The sequence below is a fragment of the Thalassobaculum sp. genome, from assembly GCF_965223715.1.
Taxonomy (GTDB): Bacteria; Pseudomonadota; Alphaproteobacteria; order Thalassobaculales; family Thalassobaculaceae; genus Thalassobaculum.
This window is the reverse complement of record NZ_OZ245012.1, coordinates 1,247,215-1,268,715: the sequence shown is the minus strand read 5'-3', so window position 1 is coordinate 1,268,715 and position 21,501 is coordinate 1,247,215. Positions and strand designations below refer to the sequence as shown.

Genomic DNA, 21,501 nt, shown 5'->3' with positions numbered 1-21,501 from the left:
CTACGGACGGACCAGGAGGCAGGCCTGATTCTGGGCCTTCAGGGTCGCGCAAGCCCTCTCGGCGGCGTCTTCGGTCAGCATGCCGCCCTGGATCCGGTGGAACACACCCTTCCCGGCGCCAAGATCGACCTGCTGGATCCTCAGGCTCAGCCCACCCAGCACGGACGGATACCGCTTGGTCAGCCGGTTCCATTCGCCGCGCGCCGCCGCCTCGTCGCGGAAGGCGCCGAGCTGCACGCGGAACCGCCCCTCGGTGGCCGACGGCTTGGGCGCCGGGGCCGGCTGGACGGCCGGTTCGGGTTTCGGCTCCGGCTTCGGCTCGGGTGCCGGGGCCGGAGGAGGAACGGCCGCGGCCGTCTGCGTCTCGGTCGCCGGCGGTTCGGGGGCCCGGGCCGGCGGGATGTCGCTTGCCTGGGGCTGAACCGGAGGCGGAGGTGACGTCTCGGCCTGGGCCTGCTGCTGCGGGGCCGGCTCCGGCGCGGGCACGGTCTGGCTGGTCACCGGGGCTGGAGTCTGGCCCGTACCCTCCTGGGCCGTCGTCGGGGCGGCCTGGGGGGTGCGCGCCGGGATCGGCACGGTGGCCGAGGCGGTGCTGTTCGCGGACGCGCCGCTGTCCTGGGCCGGCTGGCTCTCGGTCGCGGCCGGTGCGGGTGGCGGTGCCGGCGGCTCGACCGGCTTCTCCGGCGGCGGCAGCAGGCGCTCGACCGAGGAATCCTCGCCCTGACCCGGACGCAGCGCGCCATAGACCAGCTTGTCCTGGTTCGGCACGTCGAGCCCGCCCGGCTGTTCCGGTCGGACCTTGATCGGCGACGGGTCGGCCTGGATCAGCGGTGCCGTCGCCTCGCTGCCGGCATGCAAGCCTCGGTCGTAGGCGTACCAGACGACCCCGGCGAAGGCCGCCAGTGCGAAGGTCGCCAGGAACGCGCCGACCGCCCGCGAGCGCCGCGGCGGATCGCGCAGTTCCGGCGGGGGACCGGGGCGGTCGTAACCGTCGGCGTGAAGGCCGTCGCCATCCTGGCTCATTCCCTAAGCTCCTCCACCGGCGTGACGCCCATCACCCCGAGACCGGACGCGACCACCGTGGCCGTCGCCCGCACCAGGGCCATCCGGGCCAGGGTCGTCTCGCGGTCGTCTTCCAGGATGAAGCGCAGCCGGGCATCTTCCCTGCCCTTGTTCCACAGGCCGTGGAACGCGGCCGCCACGTCACCGAGATAGAACGCGACGCGATGCGGCTCGTGCGCCTCCGCCGCGCCTTCCACGACGCGCGGCCAGCCCGCGAGCAGCTTGATGAGACCAATCTCGTCCGGGTCGGTCAAGGAACCCATGGAAGCCTTGGAAAGTGCGGCGTCCGAGAGGTCGTCGACGGAAAATGTCTCGCCGGCGTTGCGAATCACCGAACAGGCCCGGGCGTGGGCGTATTGGACATAGAACACCGGATTGTCCCGGCTCTGCTCGCTGACCTTCTGGTAGTCGAACTCCAGCGTCTGGTCGTTGCGCCGGGTCAGCATGATGAAGCGCAGCACGTCGGGCCCCACCGCCTCGAGCACGTCGGACAGGGTGACGAAGGTGCCCGCGCGCTTGGACATGCGCACTGGCTTGCCGCCGTCGAACAGGTGGACGAGCTGGCACAGCTTGACGTCCAGGTCGCCCTTGCCGCCAGTGATCGCGGTGACTGCAGCCTTCATCCGCTTCACATAGCCGCCGTGATCGGCGCCCCAGACATCGATCATCTCGGGGAAGCCGCGCTCCACCTTGTCCAGGTGATAGGCGATGTCGTTGGAGAAATAGGTCCAGGATCCGTCCGACTTCCGCAGCGGCCGGTCCACGTCATCGCCGAACTCGGTGGCCTTGAACAGGAGCTGCGGCCGAGGCTCCCAGTCCTCGGGCGTCTTGCCCTTCGGCGGCTCCAGCACGCCGGTATAGACCAGCCCGTCAGCCTCCAGTTTGGCCAGGACCCGGTCGACCGCCTTATCCTCCACCAGGGCGCGCTCCGAGGAGAAGCGGTCCATGCGAATGCCGAGCGCGATCAAATCCTTCTCGATATCGGCCATCATCAGCTTGATGGCGAAGCTCCGCATCGGTTCCAGCCAGGCCTCTTCCGGCTGGGAGAGCCACTTGTCGCCATCCTGCTCGGCGATCGCCTTGCCCACGTCCTTCAGGTATTCGCCAGGATAGTGGCCGTCCGGAATCGTCACCGTCTCGCCCAGCGCCTCGCGGTAGCGCAGGTAGGTGGAACGGGCCAGCGTGTCGACCTGGGCGCCGGCGTCGTTAATGTAGTACTCGCGCGCCACCTCGAACCCGGCCTTCTCCAACAGGGCGGCCAGCGCGTCGCCGAACACGGCACCGCGCGCATGGGCCGCGTGCAGCGGGCCAGTCGGGTTGGCGGAGACGTATTCCACATTGACCTTGCGGCCCGCGCCCATGGAGGAGGCGCCGAAGGCCTCGCCAAGCTCGAGGATCTTGCCGACCTGCGCCAGCCAGACGGTGGGGGACAGCCGGATATTGATGAAGCCCGGCCCGGCGACCTCGACGCTGTCCACCGCCTCCAGCTTGTTCAGCGCCTCTGCCAGCGGATCGGCGATGGCGCGCGGCTTGGTGCCGACCGGCTTGGCCAGCACCATCGCGGCATTGGTCGCGATATCGCCATGGGAGGCGTCGCGTGGGGGCTCGGCGGTGATGCGGTCAAACGGCAGTCCCTCCGGCCAGCCCTCAGCGGCCGCCATACTCTCCAAGACAGCTTTAATCTCGTCTTTCATCCAATTGAATATGTTCATTCTATTAGCTTGCCTGGGTCGAGGTATCAGTGAGAGGTCATAGCGGCGGCCGGGAATTCAAGCCCCGCGAACGGAATCCGTGCAGGTGTAGTGCCGATGCGGCGGACGGAACGCAACGGATTTCGCAGCGCGACAACCGGCGCCCCTGGCAAGATCGGGCTTATCAGCCGCTACCTGTGGTGTAACAATAATCCCGACGCACCCCCTGCCGGCCACCGGGCGCAGATCCGGGCAAGGCACTCAAAAACGAGGGGGGCCGACAGGAGGAAACATGACCGTCCTTTCGCATTCCGTTCGCATTGGCTCGTCCCTCGCCGACGCCTTCCGGCGCGACGGCTATGTCTACCCGATCCGCGCCCTGACCGAGGAAGTGGCCACGTCCCTGCGCCACACCCTGGAGGCGGCCGAGGCCGCCGCTCCGGACGCGGAGGTGAAGTCCATGGTCACCGGCCTGCCCCATCTGATCATGCCGGAATTCTACGACATCGTCCGCGACCCGGCCCTGACCGGCCCGGTGTCGGAGATCATGGGCGAGGACCTGCTGGTCTGGGGCTGCTCCTTCTTCACCAAGGAGCCGCACACCAAGAGCTTCGTGTCCTGGCACCAGGACCTGACCTACTGGGGCCTGGACGACACCGACCAGATCACCGCCTGGGTCGCGCTGTCCCCCGCCACGGTGGAGAGTGGCTGCATGCGGTTCGTGCCGGGCAGCCACCTGCAGGATCTCGTCCCGCACAGGGACACCTTCGATCCGGAGAACCTGCTGACCCGCGGCCAGGAGGCCGCCGTCGAGGTGAAGGACGAGGATGCAGTCAATGTCGTCCTGCCGACGGGCCGGATGTCGCTGCATCACGGCCGGATTTTCCACGCCTCCCACCCGAACCGGTCGGACGACCGGCGGATCGGTCTCGCCGTGCGCTACATCAAGCCGAGCATGCGCCAGACCTCGGGGGCGAAGACGATCGCGGTCCTGGCCCGGGGCGAAGACCGGTTCGGCAATTTCGAGCTGGCCGACCGCCCCAAGGGCGGCTTCGCGCCGGAGGACATCGAGCGTTGCCGCAAAGCATTCCGGCGGCGCGAGGGGATCCTGTACGACGGAGCCAAGGAAAGCGGGCGGCGGAAGATGGCGTAACGCTCTTCCCCCTTACAAAACTCCACTCCCCGGCCTTGTGCCGGGGCCCACGCCAGGGATCGCACGAGCTCATCGAGGTTCGGAGCATCTCTAACGTGGGCCCCGGCACAAGGCCGGGGAGTGATCTGAGCTATAAAAGTAAACTGGAGATATTCGCCGCCCTCACCCGCCGTTCACCCACGGCTTCATCGCCGCCCAGGCCATGGTGTGGAGCGGAACCGGGATCCCACGGGCGCGGCCGAGGCGGGAGACCAGGCCGGACAGGCTTTCCGCCTCGATCCGGCGGCCGCGGGCCAGGTCGTGATACATGGACGCGTACATGCCCGGTGGAAAGCTGCGGGTCAGGGCGACGGACCGTTCCACCGTCTGAGGATCGATCGCGATGCCCTCCGCCGCCGCCAGAGCCGCCACCTCCTCCATCATCTCCCGAGCGATGCCGGCCAGTTCGGCATCGTGATAGATCTCGCCGGCCGGCTTGCGCAGCACCGTTGTCAGCGCCGAATTGGTCGCCAGCAGCACGAATTTCTCCCACAGGGTCGCGCGGATGTCGCCCGACACCTCGGCGCCGAACCCGGCGGCGATGCAGGCATCGGCCAAGGCCCGGGCGCGTTGGGTGACCATACCGTCGAGTTCGCCGAACACGATCTTCGACATGTCCGAGGTGTAGCGCACCACCCCGGGCTCGGCGATCAGGGCCGACACATAGGCGGCACCGCCGAGCACGGTGCGCGCGCCCAGAACCTTGGCAAGGCGGTCGGGACCGTCCACACCGTTCTGCAGGGTGACCACCATGGTGTCCGGTCCGACGATCGGGAGCAGGGTCACGCCGGCGGTCTCGGTGTCGTAGAGCTTGACCGCGAACAGCACGACGTCGGCGGTTCCCCCCAGGGTCGCCGGATCTTCGGTCGCGGTCACGTCCGGCAGGACGATGTCGCCGCGGGAGCCCTCCAGGCGCAGCCCGTTGCGCCGCATGGCCTCCAGATGCGCTCCACGGGCGATGAAGGCCACGTCATGGCCGGCCTGGGCCAGATAGGCGCCGAAATACCCGCCGACACCCCCGGCTCCCATGACCACGATCCGCATGCGCTCTCTCCCCGCCATCACCTAAAGTGCAACAACAGCGCGGATTACGGAGGAAAGTAAGCCCGTCGTCTACCGTGAGAGGCAAATTCTTTGAGCGAAGGCTCAGCCGAACGGCCGTCGTCACCCGAAACTGAGGAAGTCGGCCCAGACCCGGTCCAGCTTCTTCAGAGTGCGCAGGGCGCCCTGCAGCGGCGCGCCGAGCCCTTCCTCTTCCACCGCGATCCGCGCCAGGCGCTGGTCGAGAGCGCGCAGCCGATCGGCGACATGTTTGCCCGGCGGGCCCAGACGCAGGCGGGCCGAACGCCGATCATGCTCGGATCGGATCTGCTCCAGATAGCCGTAATCCACCAGCTTCTTGATGTTGTAGGTGGCCGAGCTGGCCTGGTAGTAGCCGCGCTGGATCAGGTCACGCACCGGCACCTCGCCGTCGCCGATGGACAGAAGCAACAGACCCTGACTCGGGTTGATCTCAGTGACGCCCATGCCCTCCAGGGCCAGCCGGACAACGTCGAGGTGACGCCGGTGCAGCCGTTCCAGCAGGCCGGTCAGATCGGCATACAGAGCGGCAACGTCCGCCGCCTCCGGCTCCCGGTTCGGCCCCCCGTCCTGCCCGTCGCCCCCACCATCCGTCGCCGTGCCCGACGCCTTGAGCGCGCGGACTGTCGCATCGCGCATTCCTGCCTCCTACCGGCTCACCGTCCTCAGCGGGTAAGGAATTATTAACAGTTTCACAAATACATTACAGAATGAAAAGCGATTTGGTATATTTACCTTCGATTTTCTGAATTCGAATCGCGTCCGCACTGCGGACTCGGGGGCGGGACTGAGATGGGACGTTCGATCCTCCTGGCCGGCATGCTGCTGATCGCCGCGATGGCGACGTCCAGCGCTGCGTGCGCCGACGAGACCGACCCGCAGGGCATGCTGGCCCTGGCCCAGGCGGCCGAGCTGCGCGGCGACCACCGCATGGCGGTGGCTCTGTACCAGCGGGCGCAGGAAGCCTTTCCCTGGGAGAGCGCGCCGCTGACCGGCTGGGGCCTGCTGGCCGCCCGGCTGGGGGCTGCGGAGCAGGCCGCCACGCTGCTGACCGCCGCCCTGGACATTGATCCTGAAAACAGGGATGCGGCGACGGGGCTTGCTGACGTTCTGGTGGATCTCGGCCGGCTGGACGAGGCCCTGCCCCTCTACGAGATGGTGCTGCGGACCGATCCGTCCGACCTCGCCGCCCGGGAGGGCTGGATTCATGTTCTGGCGCAGTTGGGCACACCGGTCGAGCAGGCCGACCCGCCTGCCCTGGCCCCTGTCACACTCGGCCAGGCACCGGCGGTCACGCAGTCGGACCCGGCGGTGATCGGCACCTCCCTGCCCGCCAAGCCGTCAACCGGCTCGCTGTGGCGCTGATCCAGCTTTTCGGGCTGCTCGGAAAAAGGAAAGCGACGGCCAGCGCTGGGCGGTTGGGATGAGGCGACTGGCCGTCGCGCGGGGCAGCCTGTTGGGCGCTTCCCCGATTCAGTTTCTGTCACATCCGACCGAGAACCGTGTTTGCCGGATCGCCCGCTCGGGAGGTTTCTTTTCCCTAAACTCGACGTGGAGAAACGGTACCAACGCAAACGGTGCCGCTCCATCAAATCCTTCTGCCGCGTTTCATCGGCTAAACCACCGAACTTTCTCGACTTTTAACGATAAAATCCAACCGATCACCGGGGTCAAAAAAAGACCCGCCGAAGCGGGTCTGAGGCAGGATCTCGGGTAGGGAGGTCACGCGGGCCGGCTACCGGAAGGGCGGCCGGGTGGTCTCGTCCACACGGGCGCCGGCACGGGTGGGATCGCTCATGATCGCGTCGCTGAGATCGGCGCCACGCAGGTCCGTCCCCTGCAGGACGGCGTTCGACAGATCGGCCTTGCGCAGGTCGGCGCCGCGCAGGTCCACGCCCCGCAGGTCGGCGTATCGCAGATCGGCACCGGCGAGACGGCTGGCGACGCTGTGCCCGGCATCAGTGACCAGGGATCGCAGGTTGGCGCCGGTCAGCCGGGCATTCTGCAGCCGCGCGTCGGTCAGATCGGCACCGCGCAGATCGGCCCCCTCCAGGGCGGTGAACCGCAGATCGGCGCCGGCGAGACGGCCCGCCGCCATCCGCACGCCGGTGAGGTCCATGCCCGTGCATACGCTCCGCTCGGCGATCAGCGCGGTCAGGTCCGCACTGGCGAGCTTGTCCATCGCCCGCAGGTCCATGCCGGACACGTCGAGCTGCGCGCCCTCCACACTGGACGAGGCGACCCAGGTCTCGTGCCGGTCGAGCAGCACGTCCAGCGGCGTGTCCAGATCCTCCTCGGTACGGCCGGCGGGCCGGTCGGTCAGCGCCCCGGTCAGGTCGGCACCGCCCAGTTCCGTCATGTTGGTGGTGATCCGGGTGAAGACCGCGTCGCGCAGCACCGCCTTTTCCAGGCTGGCCCAGCTCAGATCCGCGCCGTCCATGTTGGCGCCGCTCAGATTGGCGCCCCGCAAGTTGCAGCGAACCAGCTTGGCGTCGCGCAGGATCGCATCGGACAGGTTGGCGTTGACGCAGATCGCGCCGGAGATCTTCGCCCGGGTCAGATCGGCCCCGGCCAGATCGGCCTGGTGCAGTTCGGAGACTGAGGGATCGATATCGATCCAGTGCAGGTCGCGGTCCCGCTCGCCGGTCTCCGCCAGATGGCTCTCGCGCAGGTCGGCATCGATCAGGGTCGCCCCCACCAGCCGGGCGCCGCGCAGGCACACGCCGCGCATGTCGGTCTTGATCAGGCTGGCGCCGTCCATGCTGGCGCCGCGCAGGTCGACGGCGAAGAGCGAGGCATAGTCCAGCGTCGCGCCGACCAGGGACGCCCGCGACAGGCAGGCGCCGGTGAAGTCGGCATCGGTCAGGTCGGCGCCGTGGAAGTCGAGCCAGGAGAGGTCGAAGAAGGAAAGCACCGCCCGCGCGCCCCCCAGCCGCCCATTGCGGAACCGGACATGGCGCTTGATCAGCCCGTCCAGGTCCTCCTGGGACAGGCGTTCGAGGTCTCGGCTTTGTCTGGCGGCATCCATCTGGACGGCTCCATGCGTTCTGCAGAAAGCTCCCCACAGGGCAAATCACCCTTCCCATTCAGTATCTAGAACTGATTTCTCAAAATCAATTGCAATTCTTAAAGTGAAATGGGATTCTGAATGCAGGCACGGAATCTTTTCACCTGGTTGGACGTCGGATGACAGGGCTCACGCTCGCGTCGCTCTACGATACGATTCACACGCTTGAGCGGGTGATCGGCTCCTTCCCTGTCCTCATCATCGCGACCGACCGGTCAGGCCGCATCGTGATGACCACGCGGCATACCCGCGACACCCTCGGCCTCTCCGAGGTCGAGCTGCTGGACAAGCCCCTCGGCATCATCCTTCCCGGGATCACCTTCAAGATCGCCGGCGACACGGACGAACCCGAGATCACCCTCGGCGGCACCCGGCGGCGTGCCCTGCGCCGGGACGCCTCGGCCTTCCCCGTGGATATTCAGGCGAGCGCCCACCGGCTGGGCGATGACGTCATCTGCGTCTTCGCCCTGCTCGATGCGACCGAACGGCTGCAGGCCGACCGGGCGGCGCGGGACTCCCGCGCGCTGCTCGACGCCATCCTGAGCGGCCTGCCGGCGATGGTCAGCGCCAAGACCCTGGACGGCACCTACGAGTTCATCAATGCCTACCAGGGCGACGTGTTCGGCATCGACCCGGCCGACGCCGTCGGGAAATCCGCCATCGACCTGCTCGGTGCCGATACCGGCCGTCCGATCGACATCGCCGACCTCCGAATCGCCACCGGTGCCGCCGTTTCCCAGCTCGGGCCGGAAAAGCTGATCGACGCCGACGGTCGCACGCGGACCTTCATGACGACCCGGGCGGCGATGCACGACGCCAAGGGTCAGGTACGGCGGGTGCTGAGCGTCGGGATCGACGTGACCCACGCCACAGCGGCCGAGGAGCGGCTGGAGCGGCTGTCGCTGCTGGACGAGATGACCGGCCTGCCCAACCGCGGCGCCCTGCAGCAGATCCTCAGCGCGCAGATCCGCTCGGCCAAGCGTGACGGCCGCCGCGTGGGTCTGGTGCTTCTCAGCATCGCCAATCTGTCGGATATCGGCGACGAGTTGGGACCGGTCGTGCGCGACACCGTGGTCAGGCGCCTCGCCATCCGCCTGGGCGGGCTGGTGCCGGAGACCTGCGTTCTGTCGAAGTTCGACGACACCACCTTCGCCCTGGTGGTGCCCAACCCCGAGGATGCCGCCAGCTTCGAGGGTGAAGCGGCACGGCTGGTCGCCCGGGGCGGGCGCTCCCTCAGCGCCGCCGGCGCCACCGTGGTACCGCGATGCCGGGCCGGCCTGGCCGTCTACCCCGATACCGGGGCCGACGCCGACACGCTGCTGCACGCCGCCGAACATGGGCTGCGGGTCCAGTCCCGGGCCCCCGTCGCACCGGTGGCCCGCGGCAATCAGGACATCGACAGCTACTTCGAGGCCCGCCGCGAGGCCGCCAGGTCCCTGCGACGGGATCTGGAGCACGACCGGCTTTACCTGCGGCTGCGCCCGCTGCGCGCCCTGTCGGACCATCGGCTGGCCGGCTTCCAGGCCTGCCTGTTCGACAGCCTGGACCGGCCGCTGATCGGTGCGCCCCTCTCGGAGCGGGCGAAGGATCCGGCCCTGTCCGCCGCCACCGAGAGCCTGTCGATCGATCTCTGCGAGCGGCTGATCCGCGATGCCTGCCATGTGGCGGCCGGCTGGAAGCAGCCGCCCCTGGTCACCGTCCCGCTGGCCCCCGATCTGCTGATGCAGCCGGACCTGATCGACATCGTCGCCGATCTGCTGGAGCGCAGCCGGCTGCCGGCGGACCGCCTGGACCTGTCGATCGACGAAGCCGCCATCGCCGCCGATCCCGAAGCGGCCACGGATGTGCTGACCGCCCTCGCCGGGCTGGGGGTGCGGCTCTCCCTGACCGGATTCGGCGCAGGCGGCAATCCGATGCTCGCCCTGGCCCGGCAGCCGTTCGGTCATGTCGTGCTCGCCATCCGAACCCTCGGACCGCTCGACGAGACGGTGGCGGCGACGATCGCCTTCGCCCGGGCCCTCGGCCGCACGGTCGGCGCCGACGGCGTGCAGACCGCGGAGGAGCTTGCATTCCTGCAGGGCTGCGGCTGCACGGTGGCGAGCGGACCGCTCTTCGGCACGCCCCTGGATCCGGCCGCCGCCCAGGCTCTGGAGACCGGCCCGACCGACCTCGCCATCCGCCGGGCCTGACACCGTTTCAGAAACGTGCATCGCGAGGCCACTCCCCGCTAGACTGCGCGCCGCATCGCAGGGAGTGAACATGGAACCCAACGGCGCCGGCCTCGACGGCTATATCGACAGCTATTACAGCCGCACCCGGGACGACGGACCGCCCTTCGCGCCGCTGGACGGCGACCTGGATGTGGAGGTCTGTGTCGTCGGCGGCGGCATGGCCGGCGTGTCGACCGCGCTCGGCCTCGCCGAACGCGGCAAGTCGGTCGCCCTGGTGGAGGCTCGGCGGATCGGCTGGGGGGCATCGGGACGCAATGGCGGCTTCGTCGGCGCCGGCTTCTCCCGGGGGCTGAGCGCCTTGATCTCGCGGGTCGGCAAGGAACATGCCCTTCGGCTCTACCGGCTGAGCGAGATGGGAGTGGCCCTGGTGCGCAAGCGTGCCGACGCCATCGCCGGCGGCGTGGCACCCATCGTCGACGGGCGCATCACCTGCTCCTGGTTCGACGACCCTGACGGGGTGAAGCGCGAGGCCGACTGGATGAACGAGCTGGTCGGCGCCGATATCGAGGTCTGGGACCGCGAGAAGGTCCGCTCGATCTGGCGCAGCCCGCGCTACTACGAGGGCATGTGGCGGCCCAAGGGATTCACCTTCCACTCCCTGAACTTCACCCGCGGCAACGCCCGGATGGCGGCCAATGCCGGGGCGAAGATCTACGAGAACACGCCGGCCACCCTGATCGAGCTCGGCCGCGATCCCAAGCTGGTCCATACCGCAACGGGCACGATCCGGGCCGAGCAGGTCGTGGTGTGCTGCTCCGGCTATATCGAAGGGCTGGTACCGCGCCTGTCGGCGGCGACCCTGCCGATCGGAACCTATGTCGTCCTGACCGAGCCGGTGGGCGAGCGGCTGACGGGGGTCATGGGACTGCCGAACGGCGTCGGCGACACCCGCTTCGCCAGCGACTACTACCGCCCCCTGCCCGACACCCGGATCCTGTGGGGCGGCCGGATCAGCCGCTGGACCAATCCCTCCCATCTGGCCGACATCATGATGGCCGACCTGAAGAAGGTGTATCCGCAGCTCAGCGACCTGAAGGCGGAGGTCGCCTGGCCCGGCACCATGGGCTACGCCGCCCACAAGATGCCGCAGATCGGCCGTCTGCGGCCGGGCGTGTGGTACAGCCAGGGCTATGGCGGCCACGGCATGGCCACGACCACCATGGGCGGCGAACTGGTCGCCTCCGCGATCGCCGAGGGCGACGACCGTTGGGAGTTGTTCAAGCCCTTCGGCCTCACCCCGGTCGGCGGGCCGATCGGCGCCTGGTACGCCCAGATGGTTTATTGGGGATACCAGGCCCGCGACGCCTGGCGCGAGAGCCTGGGATAGGGACCGTCATGACCGACACGACCGCACCGCTCGGCATCATCGGCCTGGGCACCATGGGCCGGAACCTGGCCCTGAACCTCGCAGACCACGGCGTACCCCTGGTGGCGTGGGAACGTGACGCTGACCTCGCCGCCCGCGCCCGGGCCGAACTGCCGGAGGCGACCGTCTGGGCCGCCGACGCCGCCGACCTCGCCCGCCGGCTCCCGAGCCCGCGCGCGGTGCTGCTGATGGTCACCGCCGGTGCGGCCGTGGATGCCGTGATCGACGGGCTGCGGCCGCATCTGCAGGCCGGCGACGTGATCATCGACGGCGGCAACACCGATGCCGCCGACACCACCCGGCGGCAGAAGGATCTGGCAGAGCGCGGCATCCATCTGATCGGGCTCGGCGTCTCCGGCGGCGAGGAGGGCGCGCGCCATGGCCCCGCCCTCATGGCCGGCGGCGACCCGGCGGCCTGGGACCGGGTGGCGCCGACGCTTCAGGCCGTGGCGGCCCGGGCGACCGACGGCACGCCCTGCTGCGACCGGCTCGGCGGCGGGGCGGCCGGGCATTTCGTGAAGACGGTCCATAACGGCATCGAATACGCCGTCATGCAGGCGCTCGCCGAAGCCTATGATCTGATGCGCCATGGCCTGTCCATGGACCTGGACGCGATCGGCGGGACCTTCGCCCGATGGAACCAGGGACCGGCGGGCGGCTATCTGGTGGAGATCGCCGCCGACGTCGTGCGCACCCGGGACGCCGACGGCGCGCCGCTGCTGGACAAGGTGGTGGACCGCGCCGGTCAGAAGGGCACCGGCCGCTGGGCCTCTCTCGCGGCCCTCGACCTGGGGGTGGCCGCCCCCTCCATCGCCGAGGCCGTGTTCGCCCGCGCGGTCTCCGCCGCCCGGGACGAACGGCAGGCGCTGGCCGGCACTCCGCCCGGTAGGCTCGAGATCGCCGCCGACGATCTGGAATCCGCGGTCCGGGCAACCACCCTGCTCTCCTTCCTCCAGGGCTTCGTCCTGATCGCCGCCGCCGATGCGCGCGACGGCTGGTCGGTCGACCCGGTGGCGGTGGCAAGGGTCTGGCGCGCCGGCTGCATTCTGCGGGCGCCGCTGCTCGACCGGCTGGCCGAGGCGTTCGGCGGCCTCCCGCCGGGAGCCCACCCGCTGGCTGCTCCGGCTTTGCGGGCCGAGCTTGCCGAGACCCTGCCCGGCCTGCGCCGCACGGCTGCGGCCGCTCTCCTGGGCGGATACGCCGTGCCCGCCCTCACCTCCGCCCTGTCCTGGCATGACGGGATGGTGCGGGCGCGGGTGCCGGCGGATTTTCTGCAGGGCCTGCGCGACCGGTTCGGCGCCCATACGTTCGAGCGGATCGACGCCCCCGGCAGCCATCACGCGACCTGGAGCGGTGCATGAGTGCGCCCATCGTCGTCGTCATGATGGGCGTGTCCGGCGTCGGCAAGACCACCATCGGCACGCTCCTGGCCAAGCGGCTCGGCTGGGGCTATGCCGAGGGCGACAGCTATCACCCGCCGGCCAATGTCGCGAAGATGCGGGCCGGCACGCCGCTGGACGATGCCGACCGCGAGCCGTGGCTGGCTGCGATCGCCGCCGATATCGACCGCTGGCGTGCGGCCCGGCAGGGCATGGTGGTGTCCTGCTCGGCCCTGAAGCGCCGCTACCGTGACATCCTGATCGGCGACCGGCCGGACGTTCGGCTGGTCCGCCTCGCCGGCGACGAGGGGCTGATCCGCGCCCGGATGGAGAGGCGCACCGACCACTACATGCCGCCGAGCCTGCTGACCTCGCAGATCGCGACCCTGGAGCCGCCGGTGCCGGAGGAGGACGCGATCCATGTCGAGGTCACCCGTCCCCCGAAGGACTGCGTGGCCCAGATCCTTCAGGCCCTGAAAGCCGCGGAATGAGCGCGGCTGTTCCCGATTTTCCATCCGAGCCCGCATCGGCGGCGTAGGATCTCCAGGACAGATCGGATCCGAAGGAAGGTGCCGTGGTAGATACTCCGGATAACAGCCTGACCGTATCGAAGGCCGACTTTGACCCCAACGAGGTCCTGTTCTCAGAGGGAGATCCGCCGACCGGCATCTTTCTGATCGAGGATGGGACGGTCGAGGTGTTTCGCCGGTCCGGCGACCGGGTCGTCACGATCGCCCGGCTGGGGCGCGGCGAGGTGGTGGGCGAACTGGCCGTGATCGAAGGCATTCCCCATACCCGCAGCGTCCGTGCGGTCACCCACGTCACCGCCCTGAAGGTCGACCCCAAGCAGCTGGAGCGGAACCTCGCCGCCAGCCCCACGCTGATCCGCATGATCCTCAAGCGGGTCGCCCGCAAGCTGCACCGCACGAACGACGTCGCTTTCGGTCAGTCGAAGCGGCCGGCCTGACCGGCTCGCCGCCGCGGGAACCGCCCCGCCCCTATCGCATACTCAGCGATGGAACCCATGGCCACCCGGCGCGTAGTAGGGCCGAGGGGCGCTGAGCTGAGGACAACCACGGTGGCAGACAGATCGGGTGACGGGCTGACCGTCTCGAAGTTCTACTTCGACCCCAACGAGCCTCTCTTCGACCAGGGCGATCCGGCGACCAGCCTGTTCCTCATCGAGGACGGCACGGTCGAAGTGTATCAGACCGCGGGCGCGCGGACCGTGTCCCTGGCCCGGCTGGGTCCGGGCGAGGTGGTCGGCGAACTGGCGCTGATCGAGGGTGCGATCCATACACGGGGTGCGCGGGCAGTGTCGCCGGTGATCGCCTTGGAGGTCGCCCCGGACCAATTGGAGGCCGTGTTGGAGTCCAGCCATACCCTGGCCCGGCTGCTTCTGAAGCACATGGTCCGCAAGCTCGACAAGACGACCGACATCGCCTTCGGCCAGCCGCGGCTCGAGCACACGCCCGGCCCGTCACAGGGCGTCAGCGAGATCCTCGGCTAGCAGCGCAGAGCCACCCATCCGGCGGGCCGCCTCGCGGTGGAACCAGGCGCCGGCGCAGGCCGCCTCGAAAGGCGGCAGGCCCCGGCCCAGCAGGGCGGCGACGGCGCCCGACAGCACATCGCCCGTGCCGCCGGTGGCCAGCGTCCCCGGCGCCCCGTCCAGGATCGCGCAGCGGCCGTTCGGATCGGCGACCGTGCTGTCCGGTCCCTTCAGCAGCACCGTCTGGCCGCACTGCTCCGCCGCCCGGCTGACGGCGGCGAGCCGTCCCATGTCCCGTGGATCCAGTTTCGGAAAAAGCCGTGAGAACTCGCCGCCATGGGGCGTGAGCACGGCCGGGCCCCCATTGGGCAGACGTTTGCCGGCGAAGAGGGAGAAGACGTCCGCATCCAGCACGATCGGCACCGCGCAGGCCAGGGCCGCCTCAACCAGCCGTTTCGCATCTGCTCCCGTGCCCAGCCCCGGCCCGACCACGATCGCGGCGACCTTACGGGCAGAGACGAAGGCGTCGAGGTCGTAGGGACTCTCCTGGACGATCAGACCGGGCGCGTCGCCGGCGACCAGCGGGACCGCCTCCTCCGGGGCGCAGACCGTCACCAGCCCGGCCCCCATGCGCCGGGCGGAGCGGGCCGCGAGCCGGGCGGCACCGGGCATCGTGCCGCCAAGAACCAGCACATGGCCGCGGCTGTACTTGTGATCCTCAGGCCCGGCCGCAAGCAGCCGGTCCCGCCACAGGGACGGCGCGATCACCGTCGCGGCGGGCGAGGCCATCTCGGGCGCCGAGGGATCGAGGCCGATATCCACGACGCGCACCCTCCCGCACATCCCCGCTCCTGGATACAGCAGGTGCCCCGGCTTGCGGCAGTGGAAGGTCACGGTGAGATCGGCCGGACAGGCCGTGCCGAGCACTTGCCCGGTATCGCCATGCACGCCGCTCGGCACGTCGATGGCGACGACCTTGAGCCGGTTGCGCGCCGCCCGGCCGGAGGCCCGGGCCAGCAGCTCCGCCGCCTCGCCGTCGACCGGTCGGGTGAGGCCGGCGCCGAACAGGGCATCCACCAGCAGGTCCGCCGTTGCGATCCTATCGGCCGACAGCGCCTCTACCGGTCCGTCCCAATGGGCGGCCGCCTTGGCCGCGTCGCCTTTCAGTGACGACATCGCCCCCAGCAGCGCCACGGTGACGTCCCAACCATGGTCGCGCAGGTCGCGGGCGATGACGAACCCGTCGCCGCCATTGTTCCCCGGCCCGCAGGCCACCAGCACACGCCCCGGCCGGAAGGCCTGGCGGATATGGCGCGCCGCCCCCTGCCCCGCGCGGAGCATGAGGGTGAAGCCGGGTGTTCCGTTTTCAATGGTGAACCGATCGCAGGCGCCCATCTGCTCGCAGGAGAGCAGCGCGTCGCGCGTCGTCGGACCCGTATCTGTCGGTAATGTCATGCCGACAGTGTAGGGAATTGGGGCGAGTGATGGGACTCGAACCCACGGCCTCCAGAGCCACAATCTGGCGCTCTAACCACCTGAGCTACACCCGCCACCGGGCGCCGAGCCATCGGGGCTCGGCGGACGCGTTTGTTATTCCAGGCCCGGCTTGCCGTCAACCTAAATGCCGAGCCCGACCTCCTTCAAATAGGTATCCAGCCGCTCGACCGCACCGTCCAGCACCGCATCCTGCTTGGCGAAGCAGAAGCGGATGTAGTTCCGGGGCGCGCTCTGCGGGTCGAGGTAGAAGGCGGAGACCGGCACGGCGGCCACCCCGGCATCGGTCACCAGCCGCCGGCAGAAGCCCTCGTCGGTCTCGGCATCATAGAGATGGGCGGCGACGTCGACGAACAGGAAATACGTGCCCTGGCAGGTCACCGGCGCCAGCCCGATGGAGGTCAGCCCGTCGGTCAGCCGGTCGCGGCGCCGCGCCATGTCGTCGCGCAGCCCGTCGAAATACGAATCGTCCTGGCTCAGGCCGAAGGCGACGGCCCGCTGCAGGTTCGGCGCGGTGGTGAAGACCAGGAACTGGTGCGCCTTGGAGATCGGGCCCAGCAGGTGCTCCGGGGCGGTGATGTAGCCGACCTTCCAGCCGGTCAGCGAAAAGGTCTTGCCGGCCGAGCCGATCCGCACGCAACGCTCGCGCATGCCCGGCAGGGTCATCAGCGGCACGTGCGGCCGGCCGTCGAAGGCGAGATGCTCGTAGGCCTCGTCGCACAGGGCATAGGCGTCGTATTCCTGGCAGAGCTCGGCGATCGCCGTCAGTTCCTCCCGACTGTAGACCTTGGAGGCCGGATTCTGCGGGTCGTTGACCACGATCATCTTGGTGCGGTCGCTGAACGCGTTGCGCAGCGCCTCCAGATCCAGCTTCCATTCCGGCGGGGTCAGGCGCACCGGGCGCGGGATGCCGCCGGCCCGGCGGATCATCGGCAGGTAGCAGTCGTAGAGCGGCTCGATCACCACCACCTCGTCGCCCGGCTCGATCAGGCCGAGAAAACAGGCGGCCAGCCCCTCGGTGGCCCCGGTGGAGACCATGACCTCCTTCTGCCAGTCGACGTCGAGGCCGTAGAACCGCTGGTTATGGGCGGCGACCGCCTGGCGCAGCTCGGGCACGCCCATCATCGGCGGATACTGGTTCGGCGGGTCGTACAGCGCCTTGGAGGCCTGCTCCAGCACCGGGTCCGGCCCGCGGTCGTCGGGGAAGCCCTGGCCGAGATTGATCGCCTTATGCTCGATGGCGAGCCGCGACATCACCTCGAACACCGTGGTGCCGTAGGAGGACAGGAGCGAGTTGGCGGCCTTCATCGGGCGGTCCCCCGTGCGTCATATATGGGTCGCGCGGTTTAGCACTGGGGTGAGCGGGCGGCAACGGGCCGCGGGAGCAGCCGACGGTCAGCGTACCCCCGCCTCCAGATACTCCACCAGCCGCGCCTCGGCGGCGGTGAAGACGTGGCCCTTGCGCCAGACCAGGCCGATCTCCATCGGCGGCGGGGCGTCGGTGATGGGAACCCATTCCAGCCGCCCGCCGTCCAGCGACCACGGGCGGAACAGCATCCGCGACAGGATCGTCACCCCCTGCCCGGTCGCCACCATGCTACGCAGCGCCTCGAGGGACGTGGTCTCGAACAGTACCTTGGGCTCCAGACCCGAGGCGGCGAGGTATTCTCGCGAGGAGCGGTCGGCCTCGTCGATCTGGTAGAGCACATAGGGGTACTCGATCACGTCGGCCCGGCTGACCGTGTCGCGGCTGGCCAGCGGATGGTTGGTCGCCACCCAGGCGCCGCGCGGGCTCTGGAACAACCCGCGATGCTCCAGGTCGGGTGCGTTCGAGAGGTTGGAGGTCAGCAGCAGGGCGATGTCCACCGCCCCGTCCAGCACCTGCTGCTCCATCTCCTCGCGCTCGCGCTCCAGGAGCTGCACCGACACGTTCTGGAAGGCGCGCTGGAAACGCGCGAGCGGCGGGATGAGGAAGTAGCCCGCCCCGGCATTGGTCACGCCGAGCTTCACCGTGCCCTCCACGTCGGTGCGGTCCGGGTGCATGTCGGCAACCGCGTCGGCCACGGCGGCCTCGATGTTGCGGGCATGGCTGATGAAGTTCTGGCCCTCCCGGGTCAGGGCCACGCCGCCGACCCGGCGCTCGAACAGGGTCACGCCGAGCTGGTTCTCCAGTTCTTTGATCGAGAGCGTGATCGCCGACTGGGAGATCCCCAGGTTGGTCGCGGCGGCGGAGACCTTCTCCGTCTCGGCCACCGCGAGGAAGTAGCGGACCTGGCGCAGGGTGATCATGGAAGGCCTCCTCTCGACCGGTTCCGGCAGCCCATACCTATATTAATTTTTCTAAATTCGTTTCTTTGAATTACGAATTTGTAATTGTGCGGCGCGAAGAGCATCTTCCGTATCAGCAACGGACGGCGACACGACAGAGACCGATCCGCTGCCCCAGACAGGAGACATGCCATGAGCACCCAGACGATCCAGATGCGCACCATCACCGAGCAAGACATCGCGCGCGGCATCGCTGCCGGTCGCCGGATGCGCGCCCTCGCGGTTCAGTCCATGTTCCGCAGCGCCTTCGCCGCGCTGACCAAGCCGGTCGTCTCGCTCTTCTCGAACACCAAATCCGCCGGTCACGGCGGTGCCCATCCGGCAGCCGTTTGATCCCTGCTTAACGGCTTCCGTAAGAGCGGCGTCGCCCCCGCCCCGGGGCGGCGCCGCACTTGTTTTCGGGCCCTGAAAATCGATACCGCACCGCACCATGAGTTTATTCGATGGTCCGGCGGTAGAGCGCGATGAGACGCTCCCAGTGCCGCTCGGCGGCGGGCTTGTCGTAGCACCAGCGGCTCGGGAACGCGAAGCCGTGATGGGTGCCCGGATGAACCTCCAGTTCCCCCCGCCCCCCTGAGGCGTCGAACAGCCGCTTCAGCTCGGCCACCATGTCCGGCGGCGCCAGATCGTCGGTCTCCGCACAGCTTATATAGAGCTCGCCCTTGGCCTGGCCGAGGGTGGCATGCGGGCTTTCCACCGCGTCGCTGACGATCCAGGTGCCGTAGAACGACGCCGCCGCCGCGATCCTGTCGGGATAGCGCGCCGCCGCCGCCAGGGCATACGGCCCGCTCATGCAGTAGCCATGGACGCCGACCTTGCCCGCCCGGGCGATCCCGGTCGCGTCGATATACTCCAGCATCACCTTCACATCCGACATCACCGGCGGAATCGTCATCTTGGTGCGGATCGCCCGCATGGCGGTGTGGTCGTCGCTGCCCGCGGTCAGCACGTGCGGCCCGTACTTCGTGTCGCGTCCGGCGCGGTAGTAAAGGTTCGGCAGCAGCACGCAGTAGCCCACCGTCGCCAGCCGCCGGGCCATGTCGTACAGTTCCTCGCGGATGCCCGGCGCGTCCATCAGCATCAGCACGGCCGGATACGGCCCGCCTCGCTCGGGACGGACGATGAAGGTGTCCATCGCCCCATCAGGCGTGGCGATGTCCTCGACGACTTCGATCATGTGCGGCAGTTTCCCCTTGGTGGCAGACGGTTTACCGTCCGCGTTTCGCTGTCTGGCGGATTTATGGCCGGCAGCGTATCACTGCCGATCCGAGCGTCGCCAGAACGCACCTGAGACCTGAACGATTTCGAGGAACCGCCCGATGCCCGCCATGCTCGCAGACCGGATGTCCGTTCTCGGCACCGAGACCGCCTTCGAAGTGCTCGCCCGCGCCAACGCGCTTGCCGCCTCCGGCAAGGACATCATCAACCTCGGCATCGGCCAGCCCGATTTCAAAACGCCCGAGCATATCGTCGAGGCCGGCATCAAGGCCCTGCGCGACGGCCATCACGGCTACACGCCGGCCGCCGGCATCCCGCAGCTCCGACAGGCGGTGGCCCGCGACCTGAACACCCGGCACGGCGTCACCGTCGATCCGGACACGGTGATGATCATGCCCGGCGGCAAGCCGACCATGTTCTTCGCCTGCCTGATCTTCGGCCAGCCGGGCACCGAGATCCTGTATCCGAATCCGGGCTTCCCGATCTACGAGAGCTCGGTGAAGTTCTCCGGCGCCAAGCCGGTGCCGTATCGCCTGTCCGAGGAGAACGGATTCGCCTTCTCCGCCGAGGAGATGCTGTCGAAAATCACCGACAAGACCAGCCTGATCATCCTGAACTCGCCCGCCAACCCGACCGGCGGTGCCGTGCCGAAGGCGGAGATCGACAAGCTGGTGGCCGGCCTGCAGAAGTGGCCGAACGTCTACCTGCTGTCGGACGAGATCTACAGCCAGATGCTGTATGACGGCCGCGAGCATGTCAGCCTGCTGACCTATCCGGAGATCGCCGACCGGGTGATCCTGCTGGACGGCTGGTCGAAGACCTATGCCATGACCGGCTGGCGTCTCGGATTCTCGGTCTGGCCGAAGACGGTCTTTGGGCATGCGGAGAAGCTGGCGGTGAATTGCCATAGCTGCGTCAACGCGCCGACCCAGTTCGCCGGCCTCGCCGCCCTGGACGGGCCGCAGGACGCGGTGAAGGACATGGTGAAGGCGTTCGACGACCGGCGCCGGGTCATCGTCGGCGAGCTCAACCAGATCCCGGGCTTCCGATGCGTGGAGCCGGGCGGCGCCTTCTACGCCTTCCCCAATATCGAAGGCACCGGCCTGGGAGCGAAGGCGCTGCAGACCAAACTGCTCGAGGAGGCCGGGGTGGCGGTGATCGCCGGCACCAGCTTCGGCGCCTATGGCGAGGGCTACCTGCGCTTCTCTTACGCCAACTCCACCGAGAACATCAAAGAGGCGATCCGGCGCATCAAGCAGATGCTGGCGGGCTGAGGCCGAACGGCGTCCGGATCGGTCCGGGAGGCCGTTTGCTCACATCGCAGGCGATTGTTGACTGACTTTTATGCGAATGGCGAAAATTCAGGCACAATACATCTGACGCTCCCGCTGAGATCCAGGCCGAAGGCTTGGAAATCAAGGCTCTAACCAAGGTGCGAAGGTTGGCACACAGCGTGCTAACCACCTCGTTGCCCCGCCAATCGGCGGGGCATTCGCACGCAACCCCGAAGGCACGGACCCATGAAGAAGGTCGAGGCGATCATCAAACCGTTCAAACTCGACGAGGTGAAGGAAGCGCTCCACGAGATCGGGATCCAAGGGATCACGGTGACTGAGGCGAAAGGTTTCGGACGGCAGAAGGGTCACACCGAGCTGTACCGCGGCGCCGAGTATGTCGTGGACTTTCTGCCCAAGGTGAAGGTGGAGATCGTGATGGAGGACGGCCAGGTCGCACGCGCGGTCGAAGCCATCCAGAGCGCGGCTCACACCGGACGGATCGGGGACGGCAAGATCTTCGTCTCGACCGTCGATGAGATTGTTCGTATTCGTACGGGCGAAACCGGCACGGACGCGATCTGACGGACCCCAGCGGTCCGACGCGCCGGTCTCCACCGGACCGGCACT

20 protein-coding genes and 1 tRNA gene are annotated in these 21,501 nt (G+C 68.5%); 11 read left to right on the top strand and 10 right to left on the bottom strand.

Annotated features, from left to right (window positions below):
• Together ACOQOP_RS05855 and argS are read right to left on the bottom strand one after the other, a co-directional pair.
• Positions 1 to 1,023, bottom strand: coding sequence for an SPOR domain-containing protein (locus ACOQOP_RS05855; protein WP_420565388.1), 1,023 nt, complete (start codon positions 1,021 to 1,023; stop codon positions 1 to 3).
• Positions 1,020 to 2,774, bottom strand: coding sequence for an arginine--tRNA ligase (argS, locus tag ACOQOP_RS05850; RefSeq protein WP_420565387.1), 1,755 nt, complete (start codon positions 2,772 to 2,774; stop codon positions 1,020 to 1,022). The genes ACOQOP_RS05855 and argS overlap by 4 nt, the downstream gene beginning before the upstream one ends.
• Before the next feature lie 271 nt (positions 2,775 to 3,045).
• Between argS and ACOQOP_RS05845 the strand changes: the two genes are divergently transcribed.
• Positions 3,046 to 3,906 carry a phytanoyl-CoA dioxygenase family protein gene (locus ACOQOP_RS05845; RefSeq protein WP_420565386.1) on the top strand — a complete coding sequence of 287 codons (861 nt, stop codon included), beginning with the start codon at positions 3,046 to 3,048 and terminating at the stop codon, positions 3,904 to 3,906.
• A gap of 162 nt (positions 3,907 to 4,068) precedes the next feature.
• Here the strand turns inward: ACOQOP_RS05845 and ACOQOP_RS05840 are convergent, their stop codons facing one another.
• Both ACOQOP_RS05840 and ACOQOP_RS05835 read right to left on the bottom strand, forming a co-directional pair.
• The gene (locus ACOQOP_RS05840; RefSeq protein ID WP_420565385.1) at positions 4,069 to 4,989 is read right to left on the bottom strand and encodes a ketopantoate reductase family protein; all 921 of its coding nucleotides are present in this window, start codon (positions 4,987 to 4,989) and stop codon (positions 4,069 to 4,071) included.
• Positions 4,990 to 5,109: 120 nt separating this feature from the next.
• Positions 5,110 to 5,664 carry a MarR family winged helix-turn-helix transcriptional regulator gene (locus ACOQOP_RS05835; RefSeq protein ID WP_420565384.1) on the bottom strand — a complete coding sequence of 185 codons (555 nt, stop codon included), beginning with the start codon at positions 5,662 to 5,664 and terminating at the stop codon, positions 5,110 to 5,112.
• 153 nt (positions 5,665 to 5,817) lie between these two features.
• On the opposite strand from ACOQOP_RS05835, the gene ACOQOP_RS05830 reads away from it, so the two are divergent.
• On the top strand, positions 5,818 to 6,390 hold the full coding sequence (locus tag ACOQOP_RS05830) for a tetratricopeptide repeat protein (RefSeq protein WP_420565383.1): 573 nt from the start codon (positions 5,818 to 5,820) through the stop codon (positions 6,388 to 6,390).
• Between the two features lie 370 nt (positions 6,391 to 6,760).
• Here the strand turns inward: ACOQOP_RS05830 and ACOQOP_RS05825 are convergent, their stop codons facing one another.
• Positions 6,761 to 8,053: a pentapeptide repeat-containing protein gene (locus tag ACOQOP_RS05825; RefSeq protein WP_420565382.1), complete on the bottom strand. Its 1,293-nt coding sequence runs from the start codon at positions 8,051 to 8,053 to the stop codon at positions 6,761 to 6,763.
• Positions 8,054 to 8,211: 158 nt separating this feature from the next.
• Between ACOQOP_RS05825 and ACOQOP_RS05820 the strand changes: the two genes are divergently transcribed.
• The 6 genes from ACOQOP_RS05820 (at position 8,212) to ACOQOP_RS05795 (ending at position 14,578) form a co-directional block, all read left to right on the top strand.
• Positions 8,212 to 10,281 (top strand): EAL domain-containing protein, encoded by a 2,070-nt coding sequence (locus ACOQOP_RS05820; RefSeq protein WP_420565381.1) that lies wholly within the window; start codon positions 8,212 to 8,214, stop codon positions 10,279 to 10,281.
• A gap of 70 nt (positions 10,282 to 10,351) precedes the next feature.
• Positions 10,352 to 11,650 carry an NAD(P)/FAD-dependent oxidoreductase gene (locus ACOQOP_RS05815; RefSeq protein WP_420565380.1) on the top strand — a complete coding sequence of 433 codons (1,299 nt, stop codon included), beginning with the start codon at positions 10,352 to 10,354 and terminating at the stop codon, positions 11,648 to 11,650.
• Between the two features lie 8 nt (positions 11,651 to 11,658).
• A complete protein-coding gene (gndA, locus tag ACOQOP_RS05810; RefSeq protein WP_420565379.1) occupies positions 11,659 to 13,050 on the top strand; it encodes an NADP-dependent phosphogluconate dehydrogenase in 1,392 nt (463 codons plus the stop codon).
• Positions 13,047 to 13,559, top strand: coding sequence for a gluconokinase (locus ACOQOP_RS05805; protein ID WP_420565378.1), 513 nt, complete (start codon positions 13,047 to 13,049; stop codon positions 13,557 to 13,559). Before gndA ends, ACOQOP_RS05805 begins: the two co-directional genes overlap by 4 nt.
• An 83-nt stretch (positions 13,560 to 13,642) precedes the next feature.
• Positions 13,643 to 14,035 carry a Crp/Fnr family transcriptional regulator gene (locus ACOQOP_RS05800; protein ID WP_420565377.1) on the top strand — a complete coding sequence of 131 codons (393 nt, stop codon included), beginning with the start codon at positions 13,643 to 13,645 and terminating at the stop codon, positions 14,033 to 14,035.
• Positions 14,036 to 14,146: 111 nt separating this feature from the next.
• Positions 14,147 to 14,578, top strand: a complete 432-nt coding sequence (locus tag ACOQOP_RS05795; RefSeq protein WP_420565376.1) for a Crp/Fnr family transcriptional regulator — start codon at positions 14,147 to 14,149, stop codon at positions 14,576 to 14,578.
• On the opposite strand, the gene ACOQOP_RS05790 is transcribed toward ACOQOP_RS05795, so the two are convergent.
• The 4 genes from ACOQOP_RS05790 to ACOQOP_RS05775 form a co-directional block, all read right to left on the bottom strand.
• Positions 14,549 to 16,012 (bottom strand): NAD(P)H-hydrate dehydratase, encoded by a 1,464-nt coding sequence (locus ACOQOP_RS05790; RefSeq protein WP_420565375.1) that lies wholly within the window; start codon positions 16,010 to 16,012, stop codon positions 14,549 to 14,551. The two genes, ACOQOP_RS05795 and ACOQOP_RS05790, sit on opposite strands and share 30 nt — an antisense overlap.
• Positions 16,013 to 16,030: 18 nt before the next feature.
• Positions 16,031 to 16,107, bottom strand: a tRNA-His gene (locus tag ACOQOP_RS05785).
• Positions 16,108 to 16,174: 67 nt separating this feature from the next.
• Positions 16,175 to 17,359 (bottom strand): aminotransferase, encoded by a 1,185-nt coding sequence (locus tag ACOQOP_RS05780; protein ID WP_420565374.1) that lies wholly within the window; start codon positions 17,357 to 17,359, stop codon positions 16,175 to 16,177.
• 87 nt (positions 17,360 to 17,446) lie between these two features.
• A complete protein-coding gene (locus ACOQOP_RS05775) occupies positions 17,447 to 18,340 on the bottom strand; it encodes a LysR family transcriptional regulator (RefSeq protein WP_420565373.1) in 894 nt (297 codons plus the stop codon).
• 171 nt (positions 18,341 to 18,511) lie between these two features.
• Here ACOQOP_RS05775 and ACOQOP_RS05770 point away from each other — a divergent pair, with 171 nt between their 5' ends.
• Positions 18,512 to 18,712 carry a hypothetical protein gene (locus ACOQOP_RS05770; RefSeq protein WP_420565372.1) on the top strand — a complete coding sequence of 67 codons (201 nt, stop codon included), beginning with the start codon at positions 18,512 to 18,514 and terminating at the stop codon, positions 18,710 to 18,712.
• Between the two features lie 103 nt (positions 18,713 to 18,815).
• Here the strand turns inward: ACOQOP_RS05770 and ACOQOP_RS05765 are convergent, their stop codons facing one another.
• Positions 18,816 to 19,556, bottom strand: coding sequence for a dienelactone hydrolase family protein (locus ACOQOP_RS05765; protein ID WP_420565371.1), 741 nt, complete (start codon positions 19,554 to 19,556; stop codon positions 18,816 to 18,818).
• Positions 19,557 to 19,698: 142 nt separating this feature from the next.
• Between ACOQOP_RS05765 and ACOQOP_RS05760 the strand changes: the two genes are divergently transcribed.
• Positions 19,699 to 20,871 carry a pyridoxal phosphate-dependent aminotransferase gene (locus tag ACOQOP_RS05760; RefSeq protein ID WP_420565370.1) on the top strand — a complete coding sequence of 391 codons (1,173 nt, stop codon included), beginning with the start codon at positions 19,699 to 19,701 and terminating at the stop codon, positions 20,869 to 20,871.
• A 246-nt stretch (positions 20,872 to 21,117) separates the two neighbouring features.
• A complete protein-coding gene (locus tag ACOQOP_RS05755) occupies positions 21,118 to 21,456 on the top strand; it encodes a P-II family nitrogen regulator (protein ID WP_420565369.1) in 339 nt (112 codons plus the stop codon).
• Positions 21,457 to 21,501 lie beyond the last annotated feature (45 nt).

Coding starts and splice junctions, on each gene's coding strand:
- ACOQOP_RS05780 (WP_420565374.1), bottom strand. CDS start 17,359: ATGAAGGCCGCCAACTCGCTCCTGTCCTCCTACGGCACCACGGTGTTC.
- gndA (WP_420565379.1), top strand. CDS start 11,659: ATGACCGACACGACCGCACCGCTCGGCATCATCGGCCTGGGCACCATG.
- ACOQOP_RS05830 (WP_420565383.1), top strand. CDS start 5,818: ATGGGACGTTCGATCCTCCTGGCCGGCATGCTGCTGATCGCCGCGATG.
- ACOQOP_RS05820 (WP_420565381.1), top strand. CDS start 8,212: ATGACAGGGCTCACGCTCGCGTCGCTCTACGATACGATTCACACGCTT.
- ACOQOP_RS05775 (WP_420565373.1), bottom strand. CDS start 18,340: ATGATCACCCTGCGCCAGGTCCGCTACTTCCTCGCGGTGGCCGAGACG.
- ACOQOP_RS05790 (WP_420565375.1), bottom strand. CDS start 16,012: ATGACATTACCGACAGATACGGGTCCGACGACGCGCGACGCGCTGCTC.
- argS (WP_420565387.1), bottom strand. CDS start 2,774: ATGAACATATTCAATTGGATGAAAGACGAGATTAAAGCTGTCTTGGAG.
- ACOQOP_RS05770 (WP_420565372.1), top strand. CDS start 18,512: ATGAGCACCCAGACGATCCAGATGCGCACCATCACCGAGCAAGACATC.
- ACOQOP_RS05855 (WP_420565388.1), bottom strand. CDS start 1,023: ATGAGCCAGGATGGCGACGGCCTTCACGCCGACGGTTACGACCGCCCC.
- ACOQOP_RS05840 (WP_420565385.1), bottom strand. CDS start 4,989: ATGCGGATCGTGGTCATGGGAGCCGGGGGTGTCGGCGGGTATTTCGGC.
- ACOQOP_RS05825 (WP_420565382.1), bottom strand. CDS start 8,053: ATGGATGCCGCCAGACAAAGCCGAGACCTCGAACGCCTGTCCCAGGAG.
- ACOQOP_RS05815 (WP_420565380.1), top strand. CDS start 10,352: ATGGAACCCAACGGCGCCGGCCTCGACGGCTATATCGACAGCTATTAC.
- ACOQOP_RS05845 (WP_420565386.1), top strand. CDS start 3,046: ATGACCGTCCTTTCGCATTCCGTTCGCATTGGCTCGTCCCTCGCCGAC.
- ACOQOP_RS05805 (WP_420565378.1), top strand. CDS start 13,047: ATGAGTGCGCCCATCGTCGTCGTCATGATGGGCGTGTCCGGCGTCGGC.
- ACOQOP_RS05755 (WP_420565369.1), top strand. CDS start 21,118: ATGAAGAAGGTCGAGGCGATCATCAAACCGTTCAAACTCGACGAGGTG.
- ACOQOP_RS05835 (WP_420565384.1), bottom strand. CDS start 5,664: ATGCGCGATGCGACAGTCCGCGCGCTCAAGGCGTCGGGCACGGCGACG.
- ACOQOP_RS05760 (WP_420565370.1), top strand. CDS start 19,699: ATGCCCGCCATGCTCGCAGACCGGATGTCCGTTCTCGGCACCGAGACC.
- ACOQOP_RS05765 (WP_420565371.1), bottom strand. CDS start 19,556: ATGATCGAAGTCGTCGAGGACATCGCCACGCCTGATGGGGCGATGGAC.